The 26,528-nt window shown below is 66.2% G+C and carries 19 protein-coding genes and 2 rRNA genes; 13 read left to right on the top strand and 8 right to left on the bottom strand.

All coding sequences use genetic code 11. The features are described from left to right. Positions 1-139: 139 nt before the first annotated feature. The 4 genes from OG405_RS21025 to OG405_RS21010 all read left to right on the top strand — a co-directional run bounded on the left by OG405_RS21025 (position 140) and on the right by OG405_RS21010 (position 4,988). Positions 140-3,271, top strand: a 23S ribosomal RNA gene (locus OG405_RS21025). A gap of 144 nt (positions 3,272-3,415) precedes the next feature. Further along, positions 3,416-3,532 (top strand): 5S ribosomal RNA (gene rrf / locus OG405_RS21020). 453 nt (positions 3,533-3,985) lie between these two features. Beyond that, positions 3,986-4,672 (top strand): endonuclease NucS, encoded by a 687-nt coding sequence (nucS, locus tag OG405_RS21015; protein WP_327148184.1) that lies wholly within the window; start codon positions 3,986-3,988, stop codon positions 4,670-4,672. 10 nt (positions 4,673-4,682) lie between these two features. Then, entirely contained in the window at positions 4,683-4,988 is a 306-nt protein-coding gene (locus OG405_RS21010; protein WP_327148183.1) for an ATP/GTP-binding protein, read from the top strand. 414 nt (positions 4,989-5,402) lie between these two features. On the opposite strand, the gene OG405_RS21005 is transcribed toward OG405_RS21010, so the two are convergent. Both OG405_RS21005 and mce read right to left on the bottom strand, forming a co-directional pair. Continuing rightward, positions 5,403-6,416, bottom strand: coding sequence for a hypothetical protein (locus tag OG405_RS21005; RefSeq protein ID WP_327148182.1), 1,014 nt, complete (start codon positions 6,414-6,416; stop codon positions 5,403-5,405). An 86-nt stretch (positions 6,417-6,502) separates the two neighbouring features. Further along, positions 6,503-6,976 carry a methylmalonyl-CoA epimerase gene (mce, locus tag OG405_RS21000; protein ID WP_327148181.1) on the bottom strand — a complete coding sequence of 158 codons (474 nt, stop codon included), beginning with the start codon at positions 6,974-6,976 and terminating at the stop codon, positions 6,503-6,505. A 725-nt stretch (positions 6,977-7,701) separates the two neighbouring features. Between mce and OG405_RS20995 the strand changes: the two genes are divergently transcribed. The 3 genes from OG405_RS20995 (at position 7,702) to OG405_RS20985 (ending at position 10,241) form a co-directional block, all read left to right on the top strand. Next, positions 7,702-8,880 carry an acetyl-CoA C-acetyltransferase gene (locus OG405_RS20995; protein WP_327148180.1) on the top strand — a complete coding sequence of 393 codons (1,179 nt, stop codon included), beginning with the start codon at positions 7,702-7,704 and terminating at the stop codon, positions 8,878-8,880. A gap of 79 nt (positions 8,881-8,959) precedes the next feature. Then, the gene (locus OG405_RS20990) at positions 8,960-9,328 is read left to right on the top strand and encodes a DUF3817 domain-containing protein (protein ID WP_327148179.1); all 369 of its coding nucleotides are present in this window, start codon (positions 8,960-8,962) and stop codon (positions 9,326-9,328) included. 61 nt (positions 9,329-9,389) lie between these two features. Next, a complete protein-coding gene (locus OG405_RS20985; protein ID WP_327152431.1) occupies positions 9,390-10,241 on the top strand; it encodes a tetratricopeptide repeat protein in 852 nt (283 codons plus the stop codon). Between the two features lie 609 nt (positions 10,242-10,850). Here the strand turns inward: OG405_RS20985 and glgB are convergent. Together glgB and OG405_RS20975 are read right to left on the bottom strand one after the other, a co-directional pair. Next, the gene (gene glgB / locus OG405_RS20980; protein WP_327148178.1) at positions 10,851-13,037 is read right to left on the bottom strand and encodes a 1,4-alpha-glucan branching protein GlgB; all 2,187 of its coding nucleotides are present in this window, start codon (positions 13,035-13,037) and stop codon (positions 10,851-10,853) included. 7 nt (positions 13,038-13,044) lie between these two features. Then, complete coding sequence (locus OG405_RS20975) at positions 13,045-15,048, bottom strand: alpha-1,4-glucan--maltose-1-phosphate maltosyltransferase (protein ID WP_327148177.1); 2,004 nt, start codon at positions 15,046-15,048, stop codon at positions 13,045-13,047. Between the two features lie 304 nt (positions 15,049-15,352). Between OG405_RS20975 and glgP the strand changes: the two genes are divergently transcribed. From glgP to OG405_RS20960, 3 genes are all read left to right on the top strand, one after another. Further along, complete coding sequence (gene glgP / locus OG405_RS20970; RefSeq protein ID WP_327148176.1) at positions 15,353-17,893, top strand: alpha-glucan family phosphorylase; 2,541 nt, start codon at positions 15,353-15,355, stop codon at positions 17,891-17,893. A 288-nt stretch (positions 17,894-18,181) separates the two neighbouring features. After that, positions 18,182-19,543, top strand: a complete 1,362-nt coding sequence (locus OG405_RS20965) for an NCS2 family permease (RefSeq protein ID WP_327148175.1) — start codon at positions 18,182-18,184, stop codon at positions 19,541-19,543. A 100-nt stretch (positions 19,544-19,643) separates the two neighbouring features. Continuing rightward, the gene (locus tag OG405_RS20960; RefSeq protein ID WP_327148174.1) at positions 19,644-20,186 is read left to right on the top strand and encodes a DoxX family protein; all 543 of its coding nucleotides are present in this window, start codon (positions 19,644-19,646) and stop codon (positions 20,184-20,186) included. Between the two features lie 41 nt (positions 20,187-20,227). On the opposite strand, the gene OG405_RS20955 is transcribed toward OG405_RS20960, so the two are convergent. Then, positions 20,228-22,273: an ATP-dependent DNA helicase gene (locus OG405_RS20955; protein WP_327148173.1), complete on the bottom strand. Its 2,046-nt coding sequence runs from the start codon at positions 22,271-22,273 to the stop codon at positions 20,228-20,230. A 147-nt stretch (positions 22,274-22,420) separates the two neighbouring features. On the opposite strand from OG405_RS20955, the gene OG405_RS20950 reads away from it, so the two are divergent. The 3 genes from OG405_RS20950 (at position 22,421) to OG405_RS20940 (ending at position 24,260) form a co-directional block, all read left to right on the top strand. Beyond that, positions 22,421-23,296 carry an oxidoreductase gene (locus tag OG405_RS20950; protein ID WP_327148172.1) on the top strand — a complete coding sequence of 292 codons (876 nt, stop codon included), beginning with the start codon at positions 22,421-22,423 and terminating at the stop codon, positions 23,294-23,296. Positions 23,297-23,370: 74 nt separating this feature from the next. Further along, on the top strand, positions 23,371-23,901 hold the full coding sequence (locus OG405_RS20945) for a transcriptional regulator (RefSeq protein WP_327148171.1): 531 nt from the start codon (positions 23,371-23,373) through the stop codon (positions 23,899-23,901). Between the two features lie 59 nt (positions 23,902-23,960). Continuing rightward, complete coding sequence (locus OG405_RS20940) at positions 23,961-24,260, top strand: DUF3817 domain-containing protein (protein ID WP_245664774.1); 300 nt, start codon at positions 23,961-23,963, stop codon at positions 24,258-24,260. Positions 24,261-24,276: 16 nt separating this feature from the next. On the opposite strand, the gene rdgB is transcribed toward OG405_RS20940, so the two are convergent. From rdgB to OG405_RS20925, 3 genes are read right to left on the bottom strand one after another with little or no spacing between them, the layout of a single operon-like run. Continuing rightward, entirely contained in the window at positions 24,277-24,885 is a 609-nt protein-coding gene (rdgB, locus tag OG405_RS20935; protein WP_327148169.1) for an RdgB/HAM1 family non-canonical purine NTP pyrophosphatase, read from the bottom strand. Further along, complete coding sequence (gene rph / locus OG405_RS20930) at positions 24,885-25,658, bottom strand: ribonuclease PH (RefSeq protein WP_327148168.1); 774 nt, start codon at positions 25,656-25,658, stop codon at positions 24,885-24,887. Before rph ends, rdgB begins: the two co-directional genes overlap by 1 nt. Before the next feature lie 42 nt (positions 25,659-25,700). Beyond that, positions 25,701-26,465: a cyclic nucleotide-degrading phosphodiesterase gene (locus tag OG405_RS20925; RefSeq protein ID WP_327148167.1), complete on the bottom strand. Its 765-nt coding sequence runs from the start codon at positions 26,463-26,465 to the stop codon at positions 25,701-25,703. Positions 26,466-26,528: the final 63 nt, after the last annotated feature.

Below are 26,528 nucleotides of genomic sequence, written 5' to 3'. Positions count from 1 at the left end.
CTTTCCAGGCAAGATAATACGATCCGCTCGGATCTCCGTCATACCGCGAGGGCTTTTCGAAGTTTTCGGCTGGTGCGGGTGAAAGTTTCGGGTGGGTGTGTTGTTTGAGAACTGCACAGTGGACGCGAGCATCTTTGTTTTGTAAGTTTTTAAGAGCGTACGGTGGATGCCTTGGCACCAGGAGCCGATGAAGGACGTAGGAGGCTGCGATAAGCCTCGGGGAGCTGTCAACCGAGCTGTGATCCGAGGGTGTCCGAATGGGGAAACCCAGCACGAGTGATGTCGTGTTACCCGCACCTGAATATATAGGGTGTGTGGAGGGAACGTGGGGAAGTGAAACATCTCAGTACCCACAGGAAGAGAAAACAACATGTGATTCCGTGAGTAGTGGCGAGCGAAAGCGGATGAGGCTAAACCATGCGTGTGTGATAGCCGGCAGGCGTTGCACGTGTGGGGTCGTGGGGCTCACTTTCTTGTCACTGCCGTGATGAGCAACAGTCAGAAAAGTTCGTGTTAGCTGAATTGGTCTGGGACGGCCAACCGTAGACGGTGAGAGTCCGGTAGGCGAAAACATGTTCTCTGTTGTAGTGGGTGCCCGAGTAGCAGCGGGCCCGTGAAATCTGCTGTGAATCTGCCGGGACCACCCGGTAAGCCTGAATACTCCCTGGTGACCGATAGCGGACTAGTACCGTGAGGGAAAGGTGAAAAGTACCCCGGGAGGGGAGTGAAATAGTACCTGAAACCGTGCGCTTACAATCCGTCAGAGCCTGTGCACAGTTTACTGTGGTGGGTGATGGCGTGCCTTTTGAAGAATGAGCCTGCGAGTTAGTGGCATGTGGCGAGGTTAACCCGTGTGGGGTAGCCGTAGCGAAAGCGAGTCCGAATAGGGCGTTTGAGTCGCGTGTTCTAGACCCGAAGCGGAGTGATCTACCCATGGCCAGGGTGAAGCGACGGTAAGACGTCGTGGAGGCCCGAACCCACTTAGGTTGAAAACTGAGGGGATGAGCTGTGGGTAGGGGTGAAAGGCCAATCAAACTCCGTGATAGCTGGTTCTCCCCGAAATGCATTTAGGTGCAGCGTCGCGTGTTTCTCACCGGAGGTAGAGCTACTGGATGGTCTAGGGGGCCTACAAGCTTACCGAAATCAGCCAAACTCCGAATGCCGGTGAGTGAGAGCGCGGCAGTGAGACTGCGGGGGATAAGCTTCGTAGTCGAGAGGGAAACAGCCCAGATCGCCGGCTAAGGCCCCTAAGCGTGTACTAAGTGGAAAAGGATGTGGGATTGCGCAGACAGCCAGGAGGTTGGCTTAGAAGCAGCCACCCTTGAAAGAGTGCGTAATAGCTCACTGGTCGAGTGATCCTGCGCCGACAATGTAGCGGGGCTCAAGTACACCGCCGAAGCCGCGGCAGTCACACAATACATCCGCGCATCCTTACGGGGGTGCGTGCAGTGGTGTGGCTGGGTAGGGGAGCGTCGTGTAGCCAGGGAAGCAGCGGGGTGACCCAGTTGTGGAGGCTGCGCGAGTGAGAATGCAGGCATGAGTAGCGAAAGACGAGTGAGAAACTCGTCCGCCGAATGACCAAGGGTTCCTGGGCCAGGTTAATCCGCCCAGGGTTAGTCGGGACCTAAGGCGAGGCCGACAGGCGTAGTCGATGGACAACGGGTTGATATTCCCGTACCCGTGTATCCGCGCCCAATGGCGAATCATCTGTGCTAAGTGCCCAAATGCGGACGGACCTCCTTCGGGAGGCTGGAAGTGGCTGCGCACGACCCTGGGTGTAGTAGTCAAGCGATGGGGTGACGCAGGAAGGTAGCTGGGCCAGTCAGTGGTTGTACTGGTGTAAGCCTGTAGGGCGTTGTGTAGGCAAATCCGCACAGCATATAGCCTGAGAGGTGATGCGTAGCCGATTGAGGCGAATTCAGTGATCCTATGCTGCCGAGAAAAGCCTCTAGTGAGTTGGTACACGGCCCGTACCCCAAACCGACACAGGTGGTCAGGTAGAGAATACTAAGGCGATCGAGATAACTGTGGTCAAGGAACTCGGCAAAATGCCCCCGTAACTTCGGGAGAAGGGGGACCATGTCCGGTGAACGCCTTTACGGTGGGAGCTGGGTGTGGTCGCAGAGACCAGTGAGAAGCGACTGTTTACTAAAAACACAGGTCCGTGCGAAGTCGTAAGACGATGTATACGGACTGACGCCTGCCCGGTGCCGGAAGGTTAAGAGGACCGGTTAGCGCTTCGGCGCGAAGCTGAGAATTTAAGCCCCGGTAAACGGCGGTGGTAACTATAACCATCCTAAGGTAGCGAAATTCCTTGTCGGGTAAGTTCCGACCTGCACGAATGGCGTAACGACTTCTCAGCTGTCTCGACCACAGACTCGGCGAAATTGCACTACGAGTAAAGATGCTCGTTACGCGCGGCAGGACGAAAAGACCCCGGGACCTTCACTATAGCTTGGTATTGGTGTTCGGTACGGTTTGTGTAGGATAGGTGGGAGACTATGAAACGGGCACGCCAGTGTTCGGTGAGTCATCGTTGAAATACCACTCTGATCGTATTGGACCTCTAACCTCGGACCATGATCTGGTTCAGGGACAGTGCCTGGTGGGTAGTTTAACTGGGGCGGTTGCCTCCCAAAATGTAACGGAGGCGCCCAAAGGTTCCCTCAGCCTGGTTGGCAATCAGGTGTTGAGTGCAAGTGCACAAGGGAGCTTGACTGTGAGACTGACAGGTCGAGCAGGGACGAAAGTCGGGACTAGTGATCCGGCACCGGCAAGTGGAAGCGGTGTCGCTCAACGGATAAAAGGTACCCCGGGGATAACAGGCTGATCTTCCCCAAGAGTCCATATCGACGGGATGGTTTGGCACCTCGATGTCGGCTCGTCGCATCCTGGGGCTGGAGTAGGTCCCAAGGGTTGGGCTGTTCGCCCATTAAAGCGGCACGCGAGCTGGGTTTAGAACGTCGTGAGACAGTTCGGTCTCTATCCGCCGCGCGCGTTGGAAACTTGAGGAAGGCTGTCCCTAGTACGAGAGGACCGGGACGGACGAACCTCTGGTGTGCCAGTTGTCCCGCCAGGGGCACGGCTGGTTGGCTACGTTCGGAAGGGATAACCGCTGAAAGCATCTAAGCGGGAAGCCTGTTCCAAGATGAGGTTTCCCACCACCTAGAGTGGTTAAGGCCCCCTACAGACCATGGGGTTGATAGGCCGGAACTGGAAGCACGGTAACGTGTGGAGGTGACCGGTACTAATAGGCCGAGGGCTTACTGAACAAAGATTGCTACGCGTCCACTGTGCAGTATCTGAAACAACACACAGATACAGAAGACACTCCAGAATTCTGGGCCGGGGTTTATACCCTGTGGTTCCGGGTTCGAAGAAAGGGAGTGGCTCTCTGTGGATAGTTTCATAGAGTTACGGCGGTTATAGCGGCAGGGAAACGCCCGGTCCCATTCCGAACCCGGAAGCTAAGCCTGCCAGCGCCGATGGTACTGCACTCGACAGGGTGTGGGAGAGTAGGACACCGCCGGAACATAATTCCCTTCAGGGGCCCACAATTGTGGGCCCCTGAAGTGCTTTTCGGAGTAAGTTCGCTGTATCTCGACTAGCGTCGGGGCACAGTGGTGGGGTGGTATTCGGGCAGGTACTCACTCGGTCTGCGGGACAGTGAGCCCGGGCGGCCGATGCTGTGGCCGGATGAGGTGCCGGCTACAAGTCGGCCTGCGGTTCGGGCTCGGGGGACGTTGCGCCAGTGGCGTGCGGGGTGGGGCGGTCGAGGCCGGAATGCCGTCGGCGTCGACCTCTCGGCGGGCTCGATTCTCGCGGTGGGTACGGCTGTCGGCGCCTTTGTCGCCTGGATACCGTGATCGTTGCCGCTGGTGATCTCGTGATGCGGGGACGAGCGCTTCCCGATCCTGTGGAAGAGAACGCAGTGCGGACCCTCCGCTGTGATCGGGGCGCCTCGGTAGCGCCTAGACTCTTCCGGATGCGCCTCGTGATTGCTCGTTGCCAGGTCGACTATGTCGGGCGGCTCACCGCTCATCTGCCGATGGCTCGCCGATTGCTGATGATCAAAGCGGACGGGTCGGTGCTGGTGCATTCCGATGGCGGGTCGTATAAACCGCTGAACTGGATGAGCCCGCCGTGCTGGTTGGACGAGCGGACCCCTGACGCGGCCGCGGAGACATTGAAAGCGCTCTGGGTGGTGACGAACAAGGCGGGAGAGGAACTGCGGATCGCGATCGAGGAGATCGAGCACGATTCCAGCCATGAACTCGGGGTCGATCCCGGCCTGGTGAAGGACGGCGTCGAAGCGCATCTGCAGGAACTACTGGCCGAGCACGTGGAAACCCTGGGCTCCGGCTACAGCCTTATCCGGCGGGAATACATGACCGCGATCGGGCCGGTGGATCTGCTCTGCCGGGACGCGGCGGGGGGGACCGTGGCCGTGGAGATCAAGCGCCGCGGCGAGATCGACGGAGTCGAACAGCTAACCCGGTACCTGGAGTTGCTGAACAGGGACCCGCTGCTGATGCCGGTCGCCGGCGTATTCGCGGCACAGCAGATCAAGCCGCAGGCGAGAACGCTGGCCGAGGATCGCGGGATCCGCTGCCTCACGCTCGATTACAACGCCCTACGTGGGACCGAGAGCAACGAATTCCGGCTCTTCTAGACTTGGAGCCATGCCACGACGAAATCCGCGCAACGCGCGCTCGCGCGCGGAGTCGCAGCGGACGGGCACCGGGCTGGGCGATGTCTACCGGCGAACCGAATCGGGGCCGGAGGGCGACCAGTACATCGTCCGCACCGTTCCCGGAGCGCGTGCGGTCAAACGGTACCGCTGCCCGGGCTGCGATCACGAGATCATGCCCGGCGTCGCACATGTGGTGGCGTGGCCGGCCGGTAGTGGTGAGACCGAGCGTCGGCACTGGCACAGTGGCTGCTGGAACGGCAGGCAGACCCGCGGGATCACCCGGCGCTGGTCCTGAGACGAACGCCGGATTCGGGGGCTAGGGAGTCCGAGTGCCGGCTGAGTTCTTCTGAGATGTCGCGGCGGGAGGAGAGCCCGCCGAACATCCCCGCAGCGCGCCCGGGTCCGCGTGGATCACCTCGAAGTCCCCGGCTGGGGAGCGCCTGCTTCTGGGCGAAGAACGCATCGAGCTCCGGGCGCGTGAGCCGGTGGCCGGCCTGGCTCTCGGTGATATGGGCCTTGCCGGGCGGTCTCGGCCGGATGGTCACGATCGCCACGGCTACCGCCGGACAGGCCGGGGTCGTCGACCGATCACCGCGTCCGGACGGCCTCCGATGGGTGGCCGGGATATCCGGGATATGAGGAAGGCCGCCCCCGTGGGGGCGGCCTTCGGATCGTCTTGTTGTGTCGCCAGGTACGTTCCGACAGGAGCTCAGCGGCTGATGTCGGCGTTCTCGCGCTCGTCCTCGACGATATCGTCGGATTCGTCTTCGGAGCTCACCTCGGGGATGGCCTTCTGACGCGGACCGTTCACCGACTTGTTCTGGCCGCTGCCGATGGACTTACGCGACTGCTCCGGCACACCGTCGAGCAGTTCGCTCTCCCGGTTGACGGCGGCGAGCATGGCGGGCACCGAATCGAGCTGGCCACGGATGCCGAGCAGCTGGGCCAGGACCCGGCCGCGCAGCACCCGCATCTCCTCTGCCAGTTCCTTCGCGTGCGCGATCTTGCGCTCGGAGGTCTGGGTGGCGGAGGTGATGAGGCGGTTGGCCTCATCGGTCGCGTCCTTGATCCGCTGTGCGGCCTCGGCGCGGCTGGTGGCCTCCAGCTCCTCCATGGCGCGGGTGAGCTTGGTGCGCCGCTCCGCCATGGTGACCTCGAAGTCCTGCTGCGTGGCCTTACGCTTGGCGTCGGACTCCTTGGCGAGACGCTCGGCGTCGGCCTGGGAGGCCTCGATGATCTTCGCGGATTCGGTACGAGCGTTGGCCAGCGTCTGCTCGTATTCGATTTCCAGCGCTTCGCGCTTTTCCTTCGTTTCGGCCAGCAAGGATTCATACTTGCCGCGCATCTCGGTGGCCTGCTGCTCGGCGATGGATACCATCTCGGCGGCTTCGGCCTGGGCGAGGGCGCGAACCTCGGACGCCTCGTCCGAGGCCAATCGCAACATGCGGGAGATGCGGTCGCTCATCCCCTCCGCGGTGGTCGGCGGTACGGACAGCCGGTCGACTTCCTTACGGAGCTCGTCGATTTCGTCGCGGGCGTCTTCCAGCTGACTGGCGAGGTTCCGGGCCTGGGCGGCAGCGGCGTCGCGGTCGGTGGCGGTGACCCGCAACTCGGCATCGAAGCGGTCGAAATAGTTACGTACCTCGTCTTGCGCATAACCCTTGCGCACAACGGTGAAGGGCAGCGCAACGAAGCGATTGCGATCGGACTCGGGTGACGACATGGCCAACAAACTACAGCCTGAGACCAGCGCATGGTGAGCCGACCGGGAATGTTATCGGAGCGTCTCCTTACAGCCCGATCCTGATACTAGTGCGTAACATTCGGATCCGGTTCCAGTAACTCGACCAGCACACCGCCAGCATCCTTCGGGTGGACGAAATTGATACGGGAGTCGGCGGTTCCGCGTCGCGGTGCCTCGTACAGCAGCCGGATGCCGCGATCGCGAAGAAATGCGGAAACTGCCTCGATATCGGTGACACGGAAAGCCAGCTGCTGCAGGCCGGGGCCACTGCGATCGATGAACTTCGCGATGGTCGAGGTTTCGTCGAGCGGAGCCAGCAACTGCAGAGCAGTCGAATCGTCCTCGGCGGCGGGCGCAGACAGCATCGCCTCCTGAACGCCCTGTTCCTCGTTGACCTCGCGGTGGGTTTCTACCAGGCCGAGATACTCCGCGTACCAGGCGACAGCGGCGTCCAGATCCGGAACGGCGATACCGACGTGGTCGACTGCGACGACATAGTCGGCGGGGATGAATTCTGATGACGGGGTAGCGGTGCTCACCCTTCGAAAGTAGCGCGTTCCATCGTGTCGCAGTTGCTTACCCACCCGGATCGGACCCAATGGAGGGCGGCTGCCATCAAATCTCGCCGGAGTGATCTGCGCATCCTGCACTTCGATCCGAGGAAGGCGCAAGCTACCGTGGAGTAGTCCGCGCCATGCGTTGCTTCCCGGTAGCGCGTGGGCCGCGAGGCCGCATCGTGAGCCGACCGGTCGAACCCGGAAGCTGCGTCGAGGCCACTCCAGGACCCCGCCACCATGTGGTCATGGCCCGCCCTGGCGGGCCGAGGAGAGCCGCGGCCGAGCGCATGCAGAACTACGCCGAGAGGGAGGCCGATGAGCACTTGCCGTGTTGTGGGCCCTCCGGCCGCTCGGGGATTGCCTTCGCCCGCACTCCGCGCCGTTTTCCGGACGACGTCGTTTCGCGATCGGAGCTCCGGAGCGACAGAGCGCGAGAACGCTGCGACCGGCCGTGTGCCGACCGCGTCCAGGGGCAGGGCAACACGTGGCGCGAACAGCGACGTGAGCGTACCCGGGCTCCCGGAATCCCACCCTCACACTTCTTCTGTCCCTTCCGGATGGTCGGCCTCGGTGGTCGGGGCCCGCCCCGGTTCTGGAGCGACAGAGCGAAGGAGCGCAGCGACTGAGCGGCGGAGTGAAGAACCGGGGTCACGAGGGCCCCGACCCTGCGCCGCCGGAGGCGGCGCCATATACACAGGAGGCTCGTCGTGACCAACACCGTGATCGTGTCCGGTGCCCGCACCCCGATCGGCCGGCTGCTGGGTGGCCTGAAAAACTTCAGCGGTTCGGATCTGGGCGGCTTCGCGATTGCCGCGGCGCTCGAGAAGGCCGGTGTCCGGGGCGACCAGGTCGACTACGTGATCATGGGTCAGGTGCTCACCGCGGGCGCGGGGCAGATCCCTGCCCGCCAGGCTGCCGTGGCGGGCGGAATCCCTATGGATGTTCCGGCGCTGACGCTCAACAAGGTCTGCTTGTCCGGGATCAACGCGATCGCGCTGGCCGACCAGCTGATCCGGGCCGGGGAGTACGAGATCGTGGTCGCGGGCGGGCAGGAATCGATGAGCCGCGCCCCGCATATGCTCGAGAAGAGCCGTGAAGGGTTCAAATACGGTGACGTGACCCTGCGCGACCATATGGCCTACGACGGGCTGCACGATATCTTCACCGATCAGGCGATGGGGGCGCTCACCGAGCAGCGAAACGACGCCGATCCGATTACTCGGGCCGATCAGGACGCATTCGCTGCGGCTTCACATCAGCGGGCGGCCGCCGCGTGGAAGAACGGGGTGTTCGACGACGAGGTTGCACCCGTCGAGGTGCCGCAGCGCAAGGGTGATCCGGTCGTGGTGAGCCGGGACGAGGGGATCCGCGCCGATACCACCGCGGAATCGCTGTCCAAGTTGCGGCCGTCGTTCCGCAAGGACGGGACGATCACCGCGGGGTCGGCTTCGCAGATCTCCGACGGGGCGGCCGCCGTGGTCGTGATGAGCAAGACCAAGGCGCAGGAGCTGGGGCTGAGCTGGATCGCCGAGATCGGTGCGGCGGGTGTCGTGGCCGGGCCCGATTCGACCCTGCAGAACCAGCCGGCCGACGCGATCGCGAAGGCGTGTGCCAAGGAGGGGATCACCCCGGCCGATCTGGATCTGGTGGAGATCAACGAAGCGTTCGCTGCGGTCGGTATCGCCTCGACCCGCAAGCTCGGTATCGATCCGGCGAAGGTGAACGTCAACGGTGGTGCCATCGCGGTCGGGCATCCGCTCGGGATGTCGGGTGCGCGGATCGTGCTGCATCTGGCGCTGGAGTTGCGGCGGCGTGGTGGCGGAATCGGTGCGGCCGCACTGTGCGGCGGTGGCGGTCAGGGTGACGCGCTGATCGTCAAGGTATAGGCCGTCTGGTTTGTCCTTGGTGACCGATGTGACCGGTTCGACTACGACGACGCGTAGTGGCTAGGGCACAATGGGGCGCATGAACTTCCTTGGTCTGCGTACCGTTGCCGGCAGGTTCCGATTCTTCGCGGTGCTCGAGGCGCTGTCCTGGCTGGGACTGCTGGTAGGAATGGCTTTCAAGTACCTTCCTGCCGAGGGCAACGAGATCGGGGTGAAGATCTTCGGTCCGGTACACGGTGCCATCTTCGTCCTGTTCGTGCTGACCGCGCTGCTGGCCGCGCGTGAGCTCGAATGGAACTGGAAGACCACGGTCCTCGCGCTGCTGTCCAGCATCCCGCCGTTCTTCACCGTGATCTTCGAGGTGTGGGCAGTGCGCACCGGCAAGCTGGGCGAGCTGAGCGCACCCGGAATCACCGAGTCCCCGAAGACTCTCGCGGCCTCCTCGTGACAAACTGGAACCTGTGACTCGACCAGCATCCCGCCGTCCTTCACCCGCCGCAGCCGCCGCCATGTCCGGGGCGGTCGACCTGTCTGCCCTGAAACAGCCGCCCGCGAGTGCGCCGGCTGTCGCCGTGGGCGACCATACGGTCACCGAGGCGGATTTCGAGACCAAGGTGCTGCACCGCTCCGCCCAGGTGCCGGTGGTGGTGGCGCTGTACTCGCAGCGCAGTCCCGGCAGCATCGAGCTGGTGCAGCTGCTCGAACGCCTGGTGGGCGAGGCAGGCGGTGCCTGGGATTTCGCCGCCGTCGAGGCCGAGAGCAATATGCGCATCGCGCAGGCATTCGGGGTCCAGGGCATTCCCACGGTGATCGCCGTCGCGGGCGGACAGCCGCTGGCCGACTTCCAGGGAAACCAGCCCGAAGCTCAGGTATCGCAGTGGCTGACCGCAGTGGTGCAGGCGGTGGACGGCAAGCTCGAAGGTGACCCGGACGCGCCCCAGGAACAACCCGAGGACCCGCGGTTCGCCGCAGCCGAGGCGCTGCTGGACCAGGGAGATCTCGCAGGCGCGAAATCGGCCTACGAATCGATCCTCGCCCAGGAGCCCGGCAATGCCGAGGCCAAAGCCGCGCTCCGACAGCTCGAGTTCGTGGGCCGCGCTCAAGAACTGCCGGAATCGGCGATCGCCACCGCCGACGCCGACCCGGGCAATGTCGCCGCCGCCTTCGACGCCGCCGATGTGGAGCTGTTCCAGCAGCGACCCGAGGCCGCATTCGATCGGCTGATCGGGCTGGTGGCCAGGACTGCCGGCGACGAGCGCACCGCGGCGCGTACCCGCCTGCTGGAACTGTTCGAACTCTTCGACCAGGCGGAACCCTTCGTCGTGGCGGCCCGCCGCAAGCTCGCAACCGCGCTGTACTGATGGCGCCGCCTGCGGCGGCTGTGTTTTCGGCGCGCTGGCGCGCGCGGGGGTTGAGGCCCTGAAGTCTCGCCGTTCAGGCCTCGTGACTCGCACCCTGGCCTGGGTGGGTTCACCTCGGCCGAAGGTGCTCAACGGTCGGTCCATCGGATGGCCGACCGCACGTCGCATGCGCTGCGAGGCCTGAACGGCGAGACGGCCTCAACCCTTTGGGGTGTCTCGTAAGACTCGACTCATGGGGTTGCGTCTTGTTCGAGGCTCGGTCGGGATGTGGCTCGCTCGCGCTGTCGATCACCGCTGGCTCGCATCCCCGATCCGTGGTGTTCGACGGCGACCCTCGACATCTACGGCTGCGACCGAATCAGTCCCTGGTCGCCGACAACCGCAGTGCCGTTCTACCGGATCCCACGCTTCCGGCATCCCCGCAGAATCTCGCGGCCGCCCACCTTCTCGACCAGCCGTCCTTCCCGGGCATCGAGGGCGGTGACTGCGACGGGTCAGTTGACCTCCGTCTTTTCCGGATGGTCAGCATTGGTGGTCGGGGCCCGCCCCGGTTCTGGAGCGACGAAGCGAAGGAGCGCAGCGACTGAGCGCAGGAGTGAAGAACCGGGGTTAATAGGGCCCCGACAGCCCCGCCGCAGGCGGGGCAAATAAACACAGCCAGATGACGCTGAGTGGGCCCAGCGTGAGCGCGGCCGAGGCTGGGCGGTCGTGACAGCTCGTGTCGTCGGCGTGGACTACACCGAGATTGCCCGAACCCGTGCCGCCGTATTCGAGTGCGTCGGTGTTAAGGATCTCGAGCCAGTCGCCGGCCGCGGGCAGTCCGATCCGGTAGTCGGTGTAGGCGGTGCCGGAGAAATTGCAGATACAGGCCACAGTGGATCCGTCGGCGCCGTGCCGGAGGAAGGCCAGGACATTGCTCTCCCGGTCGTCGGCGGTTATCCAGGAATGTCCGCCGGGGGTGGTGTCCTGGCTCCACAAGGCGGGATGGTCGCGGTAGACACGGTTGAGGTCGGCGACGAGCAGTTGGATACCGCGGTGCAGTGGATTTTCCAGCTCGTGCCAGTCGAGACCATGGTCGTGCCACCACTCGCGGTAGTGCCCGAACTCCTGGCCCATGAACAGCAGTTGCTTACCGGGGTGGGCCCACATATAGGCGAGTAGTGCGCGGACGCCGCCGGCTTTGGCGAACTCGTCGCCGGGCATCCGGGTCCACAGCGTGCCTTTGCCGTGCACGACCTCGTCGTGGCTGACGGGCAGCACATAATTCTCGCTCCAGGCGTACATGAGCGAGAAGGTGATCTCGTTGTGGTGCCAGGTGCGGTGCACCGGATCGCGGCTCAGATAGCCGAGGGTGTCGTGCATCCAGCCCATATTCCACTTCATGGAGAAGCCGAGCCCGCCGACTTCCGTGGCCCGGGTGACACCTGCCCAGGTGGTGGATTCCTCGGCGATGGTGACGACACCCGGATATGAGCCGTGCAGGCTGTCGTTCAGTTCGGTGAGGAAGGCGACCGCCTCCAGATTCTCGCGGCCGCCGTGGATATTCGGCTCCCAGTCGCTGCCGGGTCGTGCGTAGTCGAGGTACAGCATGGCCGCGACCGCGTCGACGCGGAGCCCGTCGATATGGAACTCCTCGATCCAGAACCGGGCATTGGCGACCAGGAAATTGCGTACTTCGGGGCGCCCGTAATCGAAGACATAGGTGCCCCATTCCGGCTGTTCGCCGCGGCGCGGGTCCGGATGTTCGTAGAGCGGGGCGCCGTCGAAACGGGCCAACGCCCAGGCGTCGCGCGGGAAATGCGCGGGTACCCAGTCGAGGATGACGCCGATACCGTCGGCGTGCATACGGTCGACGAAGGCACGGAAATCGTCCGGACTACCGAAGCGTGAGGTGGGGGCGTAGTACGAGGTGACCTGGTATCCCCACGACCCGCCGAAGGGGTGCTCGGCGACCGGGAGCAATTCGACGTGGGTGAAGCCGAGGCCGCGCACGTACGCACTCAGTTCGACAGCGAGTTCGCGGTAACCCAGGCCCGGTCGCCAGGACGCGAGATGGAGTTCGAAAACGCTGAAAGGGGAGCGCGCCGGATCGGTGTGGGCACGGGCGGTGATCCAGCTGTGGTCGGTCCACCGATGCCCGGATTCGGCCACCACGGAGGCGGTGGCCGGCGGGACCTCGGCAGCGAAGGCGACCGGGTCGGCGTGATCGGCCCGCCGGCCGTCGGCTCCGTACACGCGGTACTTGTAGCGGTCCCCGGGCGCCGCGCCGGGTACGAAAACCTCCCAGACTCCCGACTGCCCGAGCGTGCGCATCGGCCAGGTACCGCCCTGCCAGTGGTCGAAATCGCCGAATACGGTAACGCCGCGGGCGTTCGGCGCCCAGACCGCGAACGAGACACCTCGGACCTCCCCGTCCAGGCCGCGGTGGGTGCGCGGGTGCGCGCCGAGAACTTCCCACAGCCGCTGGTGCCTGCCTTCGCCGATGAGGTGCAGGTCGAGATCGCCGAGGGTGGGCAGGAAGTGGTAGCCGTCGGCGGCGACGGTGGCCGGAAGGTGGGGGTGCACGGTGACGATGCGGTAGTCCAGGAGTTCCGGGTACGGCAGGACGGCGGCGAATACCCCGTGGCCCACCGATTCCAGCCGATGATCGACACCGCCGACCAGTACCGACACCGATTCCGCGGCCGGTCGCAGCACCCGGACGACGGTGCCGTCGGGCTGCGGGTGCGCGCCGAGCACCGTATGCGGATCGGGGTGACTGCCGGCTGCGAGGAGCAACAGGTCGCGACGGTCCATTACGCGGTCACCGGAAATCGCGCCGGTACGCGAGAGCGGCACGGGCGTGATGGGGGACCGGTGGCAGCGCGATGAGGTGGGCGACCGCGTGGGCGGGGTCGAGCCGGATGTAGTTGGACTGCGCCCACTGATATCGCTCGCCGCTGATCTCGTCGTGCACCACCGGGCGGTCGTGCCATTCCCGGCCGACGGCGGGCAGATCCAGCGACAGCGTGCCCTGTTCGGTTGTGAAGGGGTTCAGGTTGACCACCATCAGTACCGCGTCACCGGTCGCGGGGTCGATCTTCGAATACGCGAGCAGATTGTCGTTGTCGATGTGGTGGAAGTGCAGACATCGCAGCTGCTGTAGCGCGGGATGCCGACGGCGGATCTCGTTGAGCCGGGTGAGCAGCGGCTCCAGCGATTCGCCGCGGGCCCGGGCTTCGGCGAACGGGCGAGGTCGCAGTTCGTATTTCTCCGAATCCAGGTACTCCTCGCTTCCGGGGCGGACAGCCTGGTGCTCGAACAGTTCGTAACCCGAGTACACCCCCCAGCTGGGGCCGAGGGTCGCGGCCAGCACCGCCCGGATCGCGAACATTCCCGGGCCGCCGTGCTGCAGGCTCTCGTGCAGGATGTCGGGTGTGTTGACGAAGAGGTTGGGTCGGGCTTCGTCGGCTTTGGCGGCGAGTTCCGAACCGAATTCGGTGAGCTCGTGTTTGTGGGTGCGCCAGGTGAAATAGGTATAGGACTGGCTGAAGCCGCGTCGTGCGAGACCGTAGAGGCGCGCCGGATAGGTGAACGCCTCGGCTAGGAAGATCACGTCCGGGTCGGTCCGTCGCACTGCGGTGATCAGCCACTCCCAGAAGTCGGCCGGTTTGGTGTGCGGGTTGTCGACCCGGAAAATCTTCACCCCCAGCTCGATCCAGTATCGCACCACACGCAACACCTCGGCGTAGAGGCCGTCGGGATCGTTGTCGAATTCGAGCGGATAGATGTCCTGGTACTTCTTGGGCGGATTCTCGGCGTAGGCGATGGTGCCGTCGGGCAGGGTGGTGAACCATTCCGGGTGCGCGCTCACCCACGGATGGTCCGGCGCGCACTGCAGTGCCAGATCCAGCGCGACCTCCAGGCCGAGTTCGGCCGCCGCGCCGACGAAGGCGCGGAAATCGGATTCGGAACCCAGCCGAGGATGGAACGCGTCGTGACCGCCCTCGGCCGAACCGATCGCCCACGGGGAGCCGACATCGTCCGGGCCTGCCGTGATCGCGTTGTTGCGGCCCTTCCGGTTCACCGCGCCGATGGGGTGGATCGGCGGCAGATAGACCACATCGAAACCCATCGCCGCGATCCGCGGCAGTTCGTTCGCCGCGGTCGCGAAGGTGCCGTGCACCGGGACGCCCTCGGTGTCGTGCCCGCCGGTCGAGCGGGGAAAGAACTCGTACCACGACCCGGTACGCGCCCGCGGACGCTCCACCAGGACTGAATACTGCGGTCCGCGCGTGAGTAGATCCCGTAGTGGTGCACGGCGCAGGATCTCGGTGATCTCGTCGGTGAACGCCGGGGCCACCCGCGCCGGGAGCGGTTCGTCGCCGCGCAATGCCGCCGCGGCTGCCCGCAGCCGCTCGAACTCCTTCTTCGGCACCGCCTGGGCCGCCCGGTCCAGCAACCGGGCGCCGAGCTCCAGATCGTTGTCCAGATCCGCAGCGCTCTGCCCGACCGCCAGCTTCGCCTCCACCGCCGACCGCCAGGTCGCGACGGAATCGGCCCAGCCCTCGACCCGGAAATGCCACACCCCGGGCCCGGTGGGAGTGAAGACGCCGTTGAAGACATCGGGTTCGTAATCGGGGGTCATCGGCATCCGCACCGACCGGGACGAGCCCGGGCCCCGGACCGCCAGCGTGGCGCCGACCGCACCGTGCCCGTCGCGCCACACCACGGCCCGCACCGGGAAAACCTCCCCGACCACGGCCTTCGCCGGGTAGCCGCCGGGGACGTGCGGTGCGGTGTCATCGATGGCGATGCGGCCGGTCATCCATACAACGTTATTGGCAACGACCTGGTCGGTGGAACCCGGCGCGTTATCAGCAGCCACACGGCCGCTCGAAACCCAATGCCGAAACCCCGGTCGGCCGACCTCAGCAGTCGGGGTCACCCCGCCCCCGACCGCCCCGCCGAAGGCTGGGGAAAGCAACGAAGTCGGGGCCCGCCCCGGTTCTGGAGCGACGAAGCGATGGAGCGCAGCGACTGAGCGCCGGAGTGAAGAACCGGGGTTAATAGGGCCCCGACCCGCCCCGCCGAAGGCGGGGCAAATAGATACAGCCAATAAGCTCGGGCGGATGAAGGCACTGCGTCGGTTCACCGTCCGCGCCCATCTGCCGGAGCGTCTGGCCGCGCTGGGCGAGCTCTCCACCAATCTGCGCTGGTCGTGGCACGGTCCGACGCAGGACGTGTTCGCCGCGTTGGATCCGGACCGGTGGGCGGAGATCGGGCACGATCCGGTACGGATGCTGGGGGAGGTGCCGCCCGAGCGGCTGGACGCGCTCGCCGGCGACAAGGATTTCTGCCGGCGGGTGGATGCGGTGGCGGCCGATCTACGGGCCTATCTGGACCGGCCCGCCGCCGATTTCGGGGTGGGCGGGGTCGCCTATTTCTCGATGGAGTTCGGGGTGACCGAGGTTCTGCCCAACTATTCGGGCGGACTCGGGATCTTGGCCGGTGACCATCTGAAGGCGGCGTCGGATCTGGGGTTGCCGCTGATCGCGGTGGGGCTGCTGTACCGATCGGGGTACTTCCGGCAATCGCTGACCGCCGACGGCTGGCAGGCCGAGCGGTATCCGTCGCTGGATCCGCAGGGCCTGCCGTTGCGGAAGCTGGCCGCCGATTCCTCGCCCGTGCTGGTGCACGTGGCGATGCCGGATCGGCGGGTGCTGACGGCACGGGTGTGGATCGCGCAGGTGGGGCGGGTGCCGTTGTTGCTGCTGGATTCCGATATCGCGGCCAATGATCCGGATCTGCGATCGGTCACCGACCGGCTCTACGGCGGAGATCAGGAGCACCGGATCGAGCAGGAGATCCTCGCCGGGATCGGCGGGGTCCGGGCGGTCCGGGCCTATACGGCGGCGGCCGGGCTCGCCGACCCCGAGGTATTCCATATGAACGAGGGCCATGCGGGGTTTCTCGGTCTGGAACGGATTCGTGAGTATCTGGCCTCGGGACACGATTTCGATACCGCGCTCGCCGCGGTGCGCGCGGGAACCGTGTTCACCACGCATACACCGGTACCGGCCGGGATCGATCGGTTTCCGGTGTCGCTGGTGCATCGGTACTTCGGCGGGTCGTCCGGGGAATCGGAGTCGCCGCTGCTGCCGGGGATCGGGGTGGACCGGATCATCGCGCTGGGCCGGGAGGCCGATCCGGCGGTGTTCAATATGGCGCATATGGGGTTGCGGCTGGCCCAGCGCGCGAACGGGGTGTCGCGGTTGCACGGTGCGGTGAGTCGCGACATGTTCAACCCCTTGTGGCCCGGTTTCGACGCCGCCGAGGTGCCGATCGGATCGATCACCAACGGAGTGCACGCCCCGACCTGGGCCGCGCGGGAATGGGGGGAACTGCCGGACGCCTCCGACTGCCCGCGTGTCTGGGAGCGGATGGGTGATCTGGAGCCGGAGCAGCTCTGGCGGATCCGCGCGACCCTGCGCGCGAAACTGGTCGGGGAGGTGCGGCGACGGCTGCGGGAGTCGTGGCGGCAGCGCGGCGCGGCCGATGCCGAACTGAGCTGGGTGGATTCGGTGTTCGATCCCGAGGTGCTGACCGTCGGGTTCGCGCGCCGGGTGCCGACCTACAAGCGGCTGACCCTGATGTTGCGTGATCCGCAGCGGCTGCGGGATCTGCTGCTGGATCCCGATCGTCCCGTACAGCTGGTGGTGGCGGGTAAGAGTCATCCTGCGGACGAGGGCGGTAAGGCGCTGATCCAGCAGGTGGTGCGGTTCGCCGATGATCCGGCGGTGCGTCATCGCATCGCTTTCCTGCCCGACTACGACATGTCCATGGCCCGGTATCTGTATTGGGGTTGTGATGTGTGGCTGAACAATCCGCTGCGACCCCTGGAGGCGTGCGGTACCTCCGGTATGAAGTCGGCGCTCAACGGCGGGCTGAACCTGTCCATCCGGGACGGCTGGTGGGACGAGATGTTCGACGGTGAGAACGGGTGGGCGATCCCGACCGCCGACGGGGTCGCCGCCGACGACCGCCGCGACGATCTGGAGGCGACTGCGCTCTACGAGTTGATGGAGCGTACCGTCGCGCGGCATTTCTACGATCGCGGCGCGGACGGGATACCTGCGCACTGGGTCGAGATGGTGCGTCACACGCTGCACTCCCTCGGTCCGAAGGTGCTTGCGGACAGGATGGTGCGCGAGTACGCCGAGCGGTACTACGCTCCGGCGGCCGCGGCCGGCCGGCGGGCCACCGAGGCGGGTCTGCGGGGGGCGCGGGAGGTCGCGGAGTACCGCAGGCGGGTGGATGATGCCTGGCCCGGTGTGCGGGTGGCGCAGGTCGACGCGGCGGGTCTACCGGACACCCCGGTGATCGGGGCGCGGTTGTCGTTGACGGCGCGGGTGGATCTCGGCGGTCTCGGTCCCGGCGATGTGACAGTTCAAGCGGTCCTGGGCCGGGTTTCCCCCGAGGACGATCTGTCCGATACGACCACCGTCCCGATGTCGCATGCCGGCCGTGACTCCGCTGAATCCGGGCTGGAGGTGTTCACCGCCGTCACCCCGGTTCCGCTGTCGGGCGCGGTCGGTTACACGGTCCGGGTTCTGCCGTCTCACGATCTGCTGGCGACCCCCGCCGAACTGGGCAGAGTGGTCAACGCCTGAGTTCCGGCGGGTAGGCCGTCGAGGCGACTTCGGTTCGTAACAGGTATCGGATACCGTTCCACACTGGCGCTGCCGGGCGCCGGACCTCCCATCTGTGTACAGCACGACCACCAGCTCTGTGTACAGCGCGACCACCAGCAGGGGGCGTACGGACCTGTCGCCGTCCGGTTCGGTTCGGCAAGGGTGTGCCGGGCCCCGCCGGAACGGTGCCCGGCGAGCTGCTGCCGGACTCCGGTCCGCTCCCGTCCGCATGCGGGCGCATATCTTGTCCAGCCGACTGGAGGTCCCATGGCCACCGATCTTCTGACCCGGACCCGCGGGCGGATCGATTCGTATTTCGCTGTCGGGGTGCACGGCTCGACCATGCGCCGCGAGCTGATGGCGGGAACGGTGACGTTCCTGGCCATGTGCTACGTGCTCGCGGTCAACCCGTCGATATTGGGTGACCAGGGCGCGCTCGGCGATCTGGGCATCCCGACGCAGGCGGTGTTCACCGCGACAGCCGTCTCGGCGGTGGCCGGGTCCCTGGTGATGGGTTTGTGGGCGCGCTATCCGATCGCGCTGGCGCCGGGGATGGGGTTGAACGCGTTCTTCGCGTTCTCGGTGGTGCTGGGCATGGGGATCCCCTGGCAGGTCGCACTGTCGGGCACGCTCCTGTCCGGTGTGATCTTCTTCGTGCTGGCCGTGACCCGGATCCGGGAGAAGATCCTCAACGCGATCCCGTTGCAGTTGAAGCTCGCGGTAGCGGCCGGGGTCGGCGTGTTCGTGGCGTTCCTCGGGTTCAAGAACGCGGGCATCGTGGTGAACAGTGACGCGACCCTGGTTAAGCTCGGCGATTTCACCGAGGGCACGACGGTGCTGGCGTTGTTCGGCCTGGTGGTCACCGTGATCTTCCTGGTGCGCGGCTGGCACGGGGCGGTCCTGTACGGCATCGTGCTGACCGCGGTGGTCGGGATGATCGCCGGGCTGGTGGATGTGCCCGACGGGGTCGCCGCGCTGCCCCGGGGACTGGACGAGACCTTCGGGCAGGCGATCATCCATCTGCCCGACGCGTTCACCGCGCAGATGGCGGTGGTGATCCTGACCATGCTGTTCGTCGATTTCTTCGACGCGTCCGGCACCCTTATCGGGGTCGCCAATCAGGCGGGCCTGCTCGACAGCGAAGGCCGGCTGCCGCGGGCCGCGAGCGCGTTGTCCGCCGACGCGGTGGGCACCATGGCGGGCGCGGTGATCGGCACCTCCACGACGACCGCCTACGTGGAATCGACCGCCGGAGTATCGGCGGGTGGGAGAACCGGGCTGACCGCCGTGGTGACGGCCGCGTGGTTCGCGGTGGCGATGTTCTGCTATCCGATATTCGCGGTGGTGGCGGCTTCGGGTGCGGTGACCGCGGCCGCGCTGATCGTTGTCGGGGTGCTCATGGCCCGGTCGCTGGGGGATATCGACTGGACTCGGTTGGAGTTCGCGGTACCGGCCTTCATCACCATCGTGATGATGCCGCTGACGTATTCGATCGCCAACGGGCTGGCCATGGGAATGATCTTCTACCCGGTGGTGATGGTGGCCCGCGGCCGGTTCCGTGAGGTGCATCCGGTGATGTGGGTGCTGACCCTGATCTTCCTGAGCTATTTCTTCTTCCTGGCGGAATAGCCTGTGCGAGGGCCGGGTTTGCAACCGTTGACGGCTCGAATCGGGCCCCGGTCTGTTTGTTTTCGCGGCTGACTACCCGGATAGGAAATGAGAGGTTCTCATGACCGCCGACTCGACATCGTTCCGTACCGCGGTCCCGGCGACCAGGGACCGGAATCTGTCCACCGATATCGGCCTGCTGATCCTGCGGGTGGTGTTCGGCCTGCTGTTCGCCGCACACGGCACCCAGAAACTCTTCGGCTGGTTCGACGGGCCCGGCCTGGCGGCCAACAATGCCGGTTTCGATCAGATGGGCTTCAACCCCGGCGGCTTCTTCGGCACGCTGGCCGGGCTCAGTGAACTGGTGGGTGGCCTGCTGCTGGCACTGGGCGCGCTGTCCCCGCTGGGTGCCGCCATCGTGCTGGGCACCACCATCGTCATCATCGATACGACCTTCAGCGGCGGGCTGTTAACCGGCCAGGGCTACGAGACAGGCCTGCTCTTCGCCACGGTGGCGGCGACGCTCGCATTCACCGGGCCGGGCCGATTCTCGGTGGACCACAACGGCCCGTGGGCGCGCGGCGGAGTGGTCTGGGGCGCGATCGCGGTGGCGGCCGCCGTGGTCGCCGCGGTGCTCACCCTGATTCTCGAGAGTGCGCTCTGAGCCTTCGATAGCGACGATTCGACGGAGACGCGGGGCCGGTGTCAGACGGTGGCCGCGGCGGACAGGCGGCGCAGCGCCTCGGCCACCACCTCGGGGTCGGCCGTCTCCCAGTACGGCGGCAGCGACGCCCGCAGGAACCCGCCGTAGCGCGCGGTGGCCAGCCGGGGGTCGAGGATCGCCACGACCCCGCGGTCGTCGACGCTGCGCAGCAGCCGGCCCGTGCCCTGGGCGAGGAGTAGCGCGGCATGGGTCGCGGCGACCGTGAGGAATCCGTTACCGCCGCGCGATTCGACGGCTCGCTGCCGAGCCGCCAGCAAGGGGTCGTCGGGGCGGGGGAACGGGATACGGTCCAGGATCACCAGACTCAGCGACGGGCCGGGGACGTCGACACCTTGCCAGAGTGAAAGGGTGCCGAAGAGCGAGGTTTCCGGGTCGTCGGCGAATTTCCGTACCAGGGCGCCGGTGGAATCCTCGCCCTGGCACAGGATCGGGGTGTCCAGCCGTTTACGCAGTACCTCGGCGGCGGCCTTCGCGGCCCGCATGGAAGAGAAAAGTCCCAGGGTGCGCCCGCCGGCGGCGCCGACGAGTCGCTCGATCTCGTCGAGGTAGGCAGGCGGCAGCCCGTCGCGACCCGGCGCCGGCAGATGCCGGGCGACGTAGAGGATTCCGGATTTGGCGTGGTCGAACGGCGAACCGACATCCAGCGAACTCCAGCGCACGGTATCGACGTCGCTCGGCGCCTCGGCGCTGCTGGCGGTCGCCGTGTCCACGCGGCCGCCGGATTGCGGCGGCAAACCCCAGGTGCGGGCGAGGCCGTCGAAATTACCGCCGATCTGCAGGGTTGCGGAGGTGAGGACAACTGTTGCCGCACCGAACAATTGACTGCGCAGCAGCCCGCCAACGGCCAGCGGTGCCATTCGCAGCGTGCGCCGGGTGACCCCGCGGATCTCGTCGGCCGACAACCACACGACATCGCGGCGCACCGCGGGATCGGGTTCGTCGAAGGCGGTGAGCGCGCGGACCGCGCTGTCGTGGATCTCCTCCACTCCGGCGATGGCCATATTCCGCCCGGCGGCCTCCGGGTCGTTCCCGGGAGCGCTCGAGCCCGGCGGGTTGAGCGCGGTGCGGGCGTTCCAGGCGGCGTCCCGGATCAGTGCCAGCACCCCGGCTACGCCCTCGGGCATGCTGTCCCAGCGGACCGGCGGCAGCTCGTCGAGAACGGTGTGCCAGGCCTCGGCCGCCTCCTCGAGCCGATCGACCTCGCGCTCGTCGATGAGTTTGGCGCAGCGCCGGGCGGCGGCGCTGATGGCGGTGGCGGACAGTTCCGCGGTCGCGATCCCGGTCACCCGGTCGACGAGTTCGTGCGCCTCGTCCACCACCACGAGATCGTGTTCGGGCAGTACCTGAATGCCGCTGATGGCGTCGATCGCGAGAAGCGCGTGATTGGTGACGACGATATCGGCTTTCGCCGATTCGGCGCGGGCCAGTTCGGCGAAGCAGTCCTGCCCGAACGGGCAGCGGGATTTCCCGAGGCATTCGCGCGAGGACACGCTGACCTGCCGCCAGGCCTGATCGCCGACACCGGGCGCGAGTTCGTCGCGATCGCCGGTTTCGGTATCGGAGGCCCATTCGTTGAGCCGCTTCACCTCCCGCCCGAGCCGGGAGACCGCGAACGCGTCGAACAGTTCGGCCTCGGCGGGCTCTTCCGGGACAGCACTGTTGATCTTGTTCAGGCACAGATAGTTGTTGCGCCCCTTGAGGATCGCGAACTCCGGCGCGCGGCGAAGCGGATCCGCCAGCGCCTTGGCAAGGCGGGGCAGGTCCCGATCCACCAACTGGCGCTGTAGTGCGATGGTGGCGGTCGAGATGACCACCGTGCGACCGGTGCGCACCGCGTACCGCAGGCTGGGCACCAGATAGGCGAGCGATTTCCCGGTGCCGGTCCCGGCCTGTACGGCGAGATGCTCCTTGTTCTGGATGGCATTGTCGACCGCCGCGGCCATGGTCAGCTGACCCGGGCGTTCCTTGCCGCCGAGTGCGGTCACAGCGGTCGCCAGCAGGTCTGATACGGGCGGGAGTTCGGGCACTCGGGCAGCCTACTGCGCCACACCGACAGCCGTGCGCGCAGTCGCGCGGCGGCCTGTCCTTCCGGCTCCACCCGGGAGGTTCGTTCTCACCACACCGGAGGTCGTGGCGCCCTTCCCACCATTCTTACTCAGAAGTAAGGTCGGACCATGGCGTGGAAACCTGATCAGATAGCCGACCAGCGCGGGCGCACCTTCGTCGTCACCGGGGCCAACGGCGGGCTCGGTGCCGAGACCACCAAGGTACTCGCCGGGAAAGGCGCGACCGTGGTGCTGGCCTGCCGCAACACCGAGAAGGCTCAGCAGGTCGCCGATTCCATCGGCGGTGATCTCCAGGTCCGTCGACTGGATCTGGCCGATCTTTCCTCGGTACGCGAATTCGCCGAGTCCATAGGCGAATTCGATGTACTCGTCAACAACGCAGGCCTGATGAACGTGCCGTTCTCGCGCACCACCGACGGATTCGAAACCCAGTTCGGGGTGAATCACCTCGGCCACTTCGCGCTCACCGGGCTGCTGCTGGACCGGGTGCGCGACCGCGTGGTGACCTTGGCGAGTATCGCCCACAAACAGACCCCCAAGCTCTGGGTCGACGACCTGAACTACGAGAACCGCCGCTACCAGCGCAACCTGGCCTACGCTCAGGCCAAACTGTCCAACCTGATGTTCGCGCGCGAATTGCAGCGCCGGCTGGCGGCGGCCGGATCCGCGAAACGCTCCTACGGCGTGCATCCGGGTGTTTCGGCGACCGAACTGTTCACCCGCACCGAGACCCCGCTGGACTGGGTCAGCAAACCGGTCATCAAGCTGGTCGGGCATGCCCCGGCGAAGGCCGCGCATTCGACCTTGTTCGCGGCCACCACCCCGGACGCCGACCCGGAAACCTACTGGGGTCCGACCCGGCTGTTCCAGTCGCAGGGGCCGGTGGAGGCGTCCCCGTCGACCCGCCTGTCCAAGAACACCGACCTGTGGCGGCGGCTGTGGGAGGAATCCGAACGCCTCACCGGGATCACCTACAAGTTCTGACCGGCGTCGATACCGGCTGCCGCGATATCCACCTCACACTACGGTCCGTGTAGTAGACGGGTACCGTGGTAGCCGTGTCCGCAACACCCCGCCGCACCGTGCACCGCCCGGCCCTGGTTGTCCTGGTGGTTGTACTGGCAGTGGCCGCGCTGGCCCTGGGCTGGTGGCAGTGGGAGCGGTTCTCCTCGGCGAGCGGCACCGCGCAGAATCTCGGATACGCGCTGCAGTGGCCGCTGTTCGCGGGGTTCGCCTTGTACGCCTACTTCCGGTTCGTGCGATTGGAACAGGAATCCGGTCCGGGAGCGCCGGGCACAACCGTCTCGACCGCGCTCGCGGGTCCGGACGCTCCGGCGGAAACCGTGGACGAGGTCCGGCCGGCCGGATCGCGTGCGAAGACGGGGCTGTTCACCGGCCGCCGCGACGCCCCGGCCTACAGCCCACGGGAGATTCCGGCCGGTTTCCTGCCCGAACGCCCCCGCGCCGCCCGGGACGACGATCCCGTGCTCGCCGAATACAACAGCTATCTGGCCCGCTTGAACGCCGACGACGGCGTCGCGGACCGCCCGGCGGGCGCGGCCCGCGAAACCGAGAGGAGCGCGGGTTGACCGCGAGCGAGAACGCCACCACCGCACCCGAGGCCGCCGCGCCCCCCGGCGACCGGCGGATCGCGGGAGCACTACTGCGCTACCGCGTCCTGGCTTGGGTCACCGGTCTCTGGCTGCTGTTCCTCACTGCCGAGATGATCGCCAAGTACGGCTTCGGTGTGGACACGCCGAGCTGGATCGCGGTAGTGCACGGCTGGGCGTATTTCATCTACCTGATTCTCACCGCCGATTTGGCAGTGAAGGTCCGGTGGCCGATCAAGCGCACCGTCGGCACGCTCCTCGCGGGCACCGTTCCGTTGCTGTCGTTCTTCGTCGAGCACCGCAACACTCAGCAGGTCAAGCGCGACTTCGGGGTTTGACGGCCCCGGCCGGTGCTCAGCCCGCCAGCGCGGCGAGCGCCGGGAGCAACTGCGCCAGCGCACGTCCGCGATGTGACGCAGCGTCCTTCTCCGCCGGGGTGAGCTGCGCGGCGCTGCGCTCACCACCGTCGGGACGGAACACCGGGTCGTAGCCGAAACCGCCGTCACCCTGCGGTTCCCGGGCGATGGTGCCCGGCCAGTCGCCGCGCACCACGATCTCCGCGCCGGCCGGTATCACCAGTGCGCACGCGGAAACGAAACTGGCGCTCCGGCGCTCGTCCGGGGTATCGGAGAGCTGCGCCAGCAGCAGGGTGTTGTTCGCGGCATCGTCACCGTGGCGGCCCGACCAGCGCGCCGACAGTACCCCCGGCATCCCGTTGAGCGCGTCGACCACGATTCCGGAATCGTCGGCGATACACGGCAACCGGGTGGCGCGGGACCCGTCGCGTGCCTTGGCCAGCGCGTTCTCCTCGAAGGTCGCGCCCGTTTCCGGGGCCTCCGGATACTCCGGCACATCGTCGAGCCCGACGATCTCCAGACCCGAGACTCCGGCCTCGGCCAGGATGCGGCGCAGTTCGGTCAGTTTCTTCGCGTTGCGGCTGGCGAGGAGGACCCGGCGCGTCATCACTTCTTCTTCGAGGTCTCGGTGGCCTCCGGCAGCACACCGGGATAGGGCAGGGCCAGCGCTTCCTTCTGCACGGTGAACAGTTGCTCGCAACCGGCCAGGGCGGAGTCGAGCAATTTGTCGAGGGTGGTCCGCGGGAAGGTCGCGCCCTCGCCGGTGCCCTGGATCTCCACCAATGTTCCGGTATCGGTGGCCACCACGTTCATATCGACCTCGGCGCGGGAATCCTCCTCATAGGGAAGATCGAGCCGGACCCGGCCGTCCACCACACCGACACTCACCGCGGCGATCCCACAGGAGATGGGCTGCGGATCGGCGAGCCCACCGGCCGCGCCGAGATAGGTGACCGCGTCGGCCAGCGCGACGTACGCACCGGTGATGGCGGCGGTCCGGGTGCCGCCGTCGGCCTGCAGGACATCGCAGTCCACGGCGATGGTGTTCTCGCCGATGGCGGCGAGGTCGATACAGGCACGCAGGGAGCGACCGACCAACCGGCTGATCTCCTGGGTGCGTCCACCGACCTTCCCCTTGACCGATTCCCGGCCGCTGCGGGTATGGGTGGCGGCCGGGAGCATCGCGTACTCGGCGGTGAGCCAGCCGAGACCCGATTCGCGCCGCCACGGCGGCACACCCTCGGTGACGCTCGCCGTGCACATCACTCGGGTCTGCCCGAACTCCACCAGCACCGAACCTGCCGGGTGCGTGGTGAAGCCTCGAGTTATCCGTACCTCGCGGAGTTCGTCGTCCGCCCTGCCATCGGCTCGTCTCGACACGGGCTCAGCGTAGTGGGTACCGGTGCCGGGATATGCCCGGGCCTAGAGGTCGAAGCTCTCACCGGGGGTGACCGCGTGCACCGGCCCGGTGAACTCGGCCTTGGCCTCGGCGATGACATCTTCGCGGGAGGTCCAGGGTGGAATATGGGTGAGCAGGAGTTCCCCGACCTCCGCCTCGGCGGCGATCCGGCCGGCCTCGGTTCCCGAAAGGTGGACGCCCGCCGGACGATTCGCCGGATCGTGGGTCCACGACGCTTCGGCCATGAGGACATCCGCGCCCTGGGCGAGTTCTCGTACCGCCGGACAGACCGCGGTATCGCCGGTGTAGACGAAGGTGCGGCCCGCCGCGGTGACGATCCGCAGCCCGTAGGACTCCGGCGGGTGGAACATCCGCCGGGCGGTGATGGTGTGCCCGGGACCGAACTCGACCGTCTCACCCTCGGCCCACGGACGGAAGTCGATCACATCGGACCAGTCGTCGCATTGTCCGCCGACCTCGGCCGAAGCATTGCCGATACGCAGCGGCGCATCCGACGGGCCGCGCACGATCGCCTTCCCGGCCGGGGGAGAAGGGTGGTAACGCCGCCATACGAGGAGACCGGGAAGGTCGAGGCAATGATCGGCGTGCAGATGAGTGAGGAAGATGTCGACCTCACCCGGATCGGCGAAACGCTGCAGCGCACCGAGGATGCCCGGACCGAAATCGATGACGACCGGCGACATATCCGGACCGGTCAGCAGATAACCCGACGCGGGGGAATCCGGGCCGGACACACTGCCCGAGCACCCGATGACGGTGAGGCGCATGTCACCATGCTGCCACGATGTTTCCCGATTCAAGACAGCATCCCCCGAAAATACTGGCCGCAC

The organism is Nocardia sp. NBC_01329 (genome assembly GCF_035956715.1).
GTDB lineage: Bacteria > Actinomycetota > Actinomycetes > Mycobacteriales > Mycobacteriaceae > Nocardia.
The sequence above is the reverse complement of the archived record's forward strand: the minus strand, read 5'-3'. Positions and strand labels throughout refer to the sequence as shown.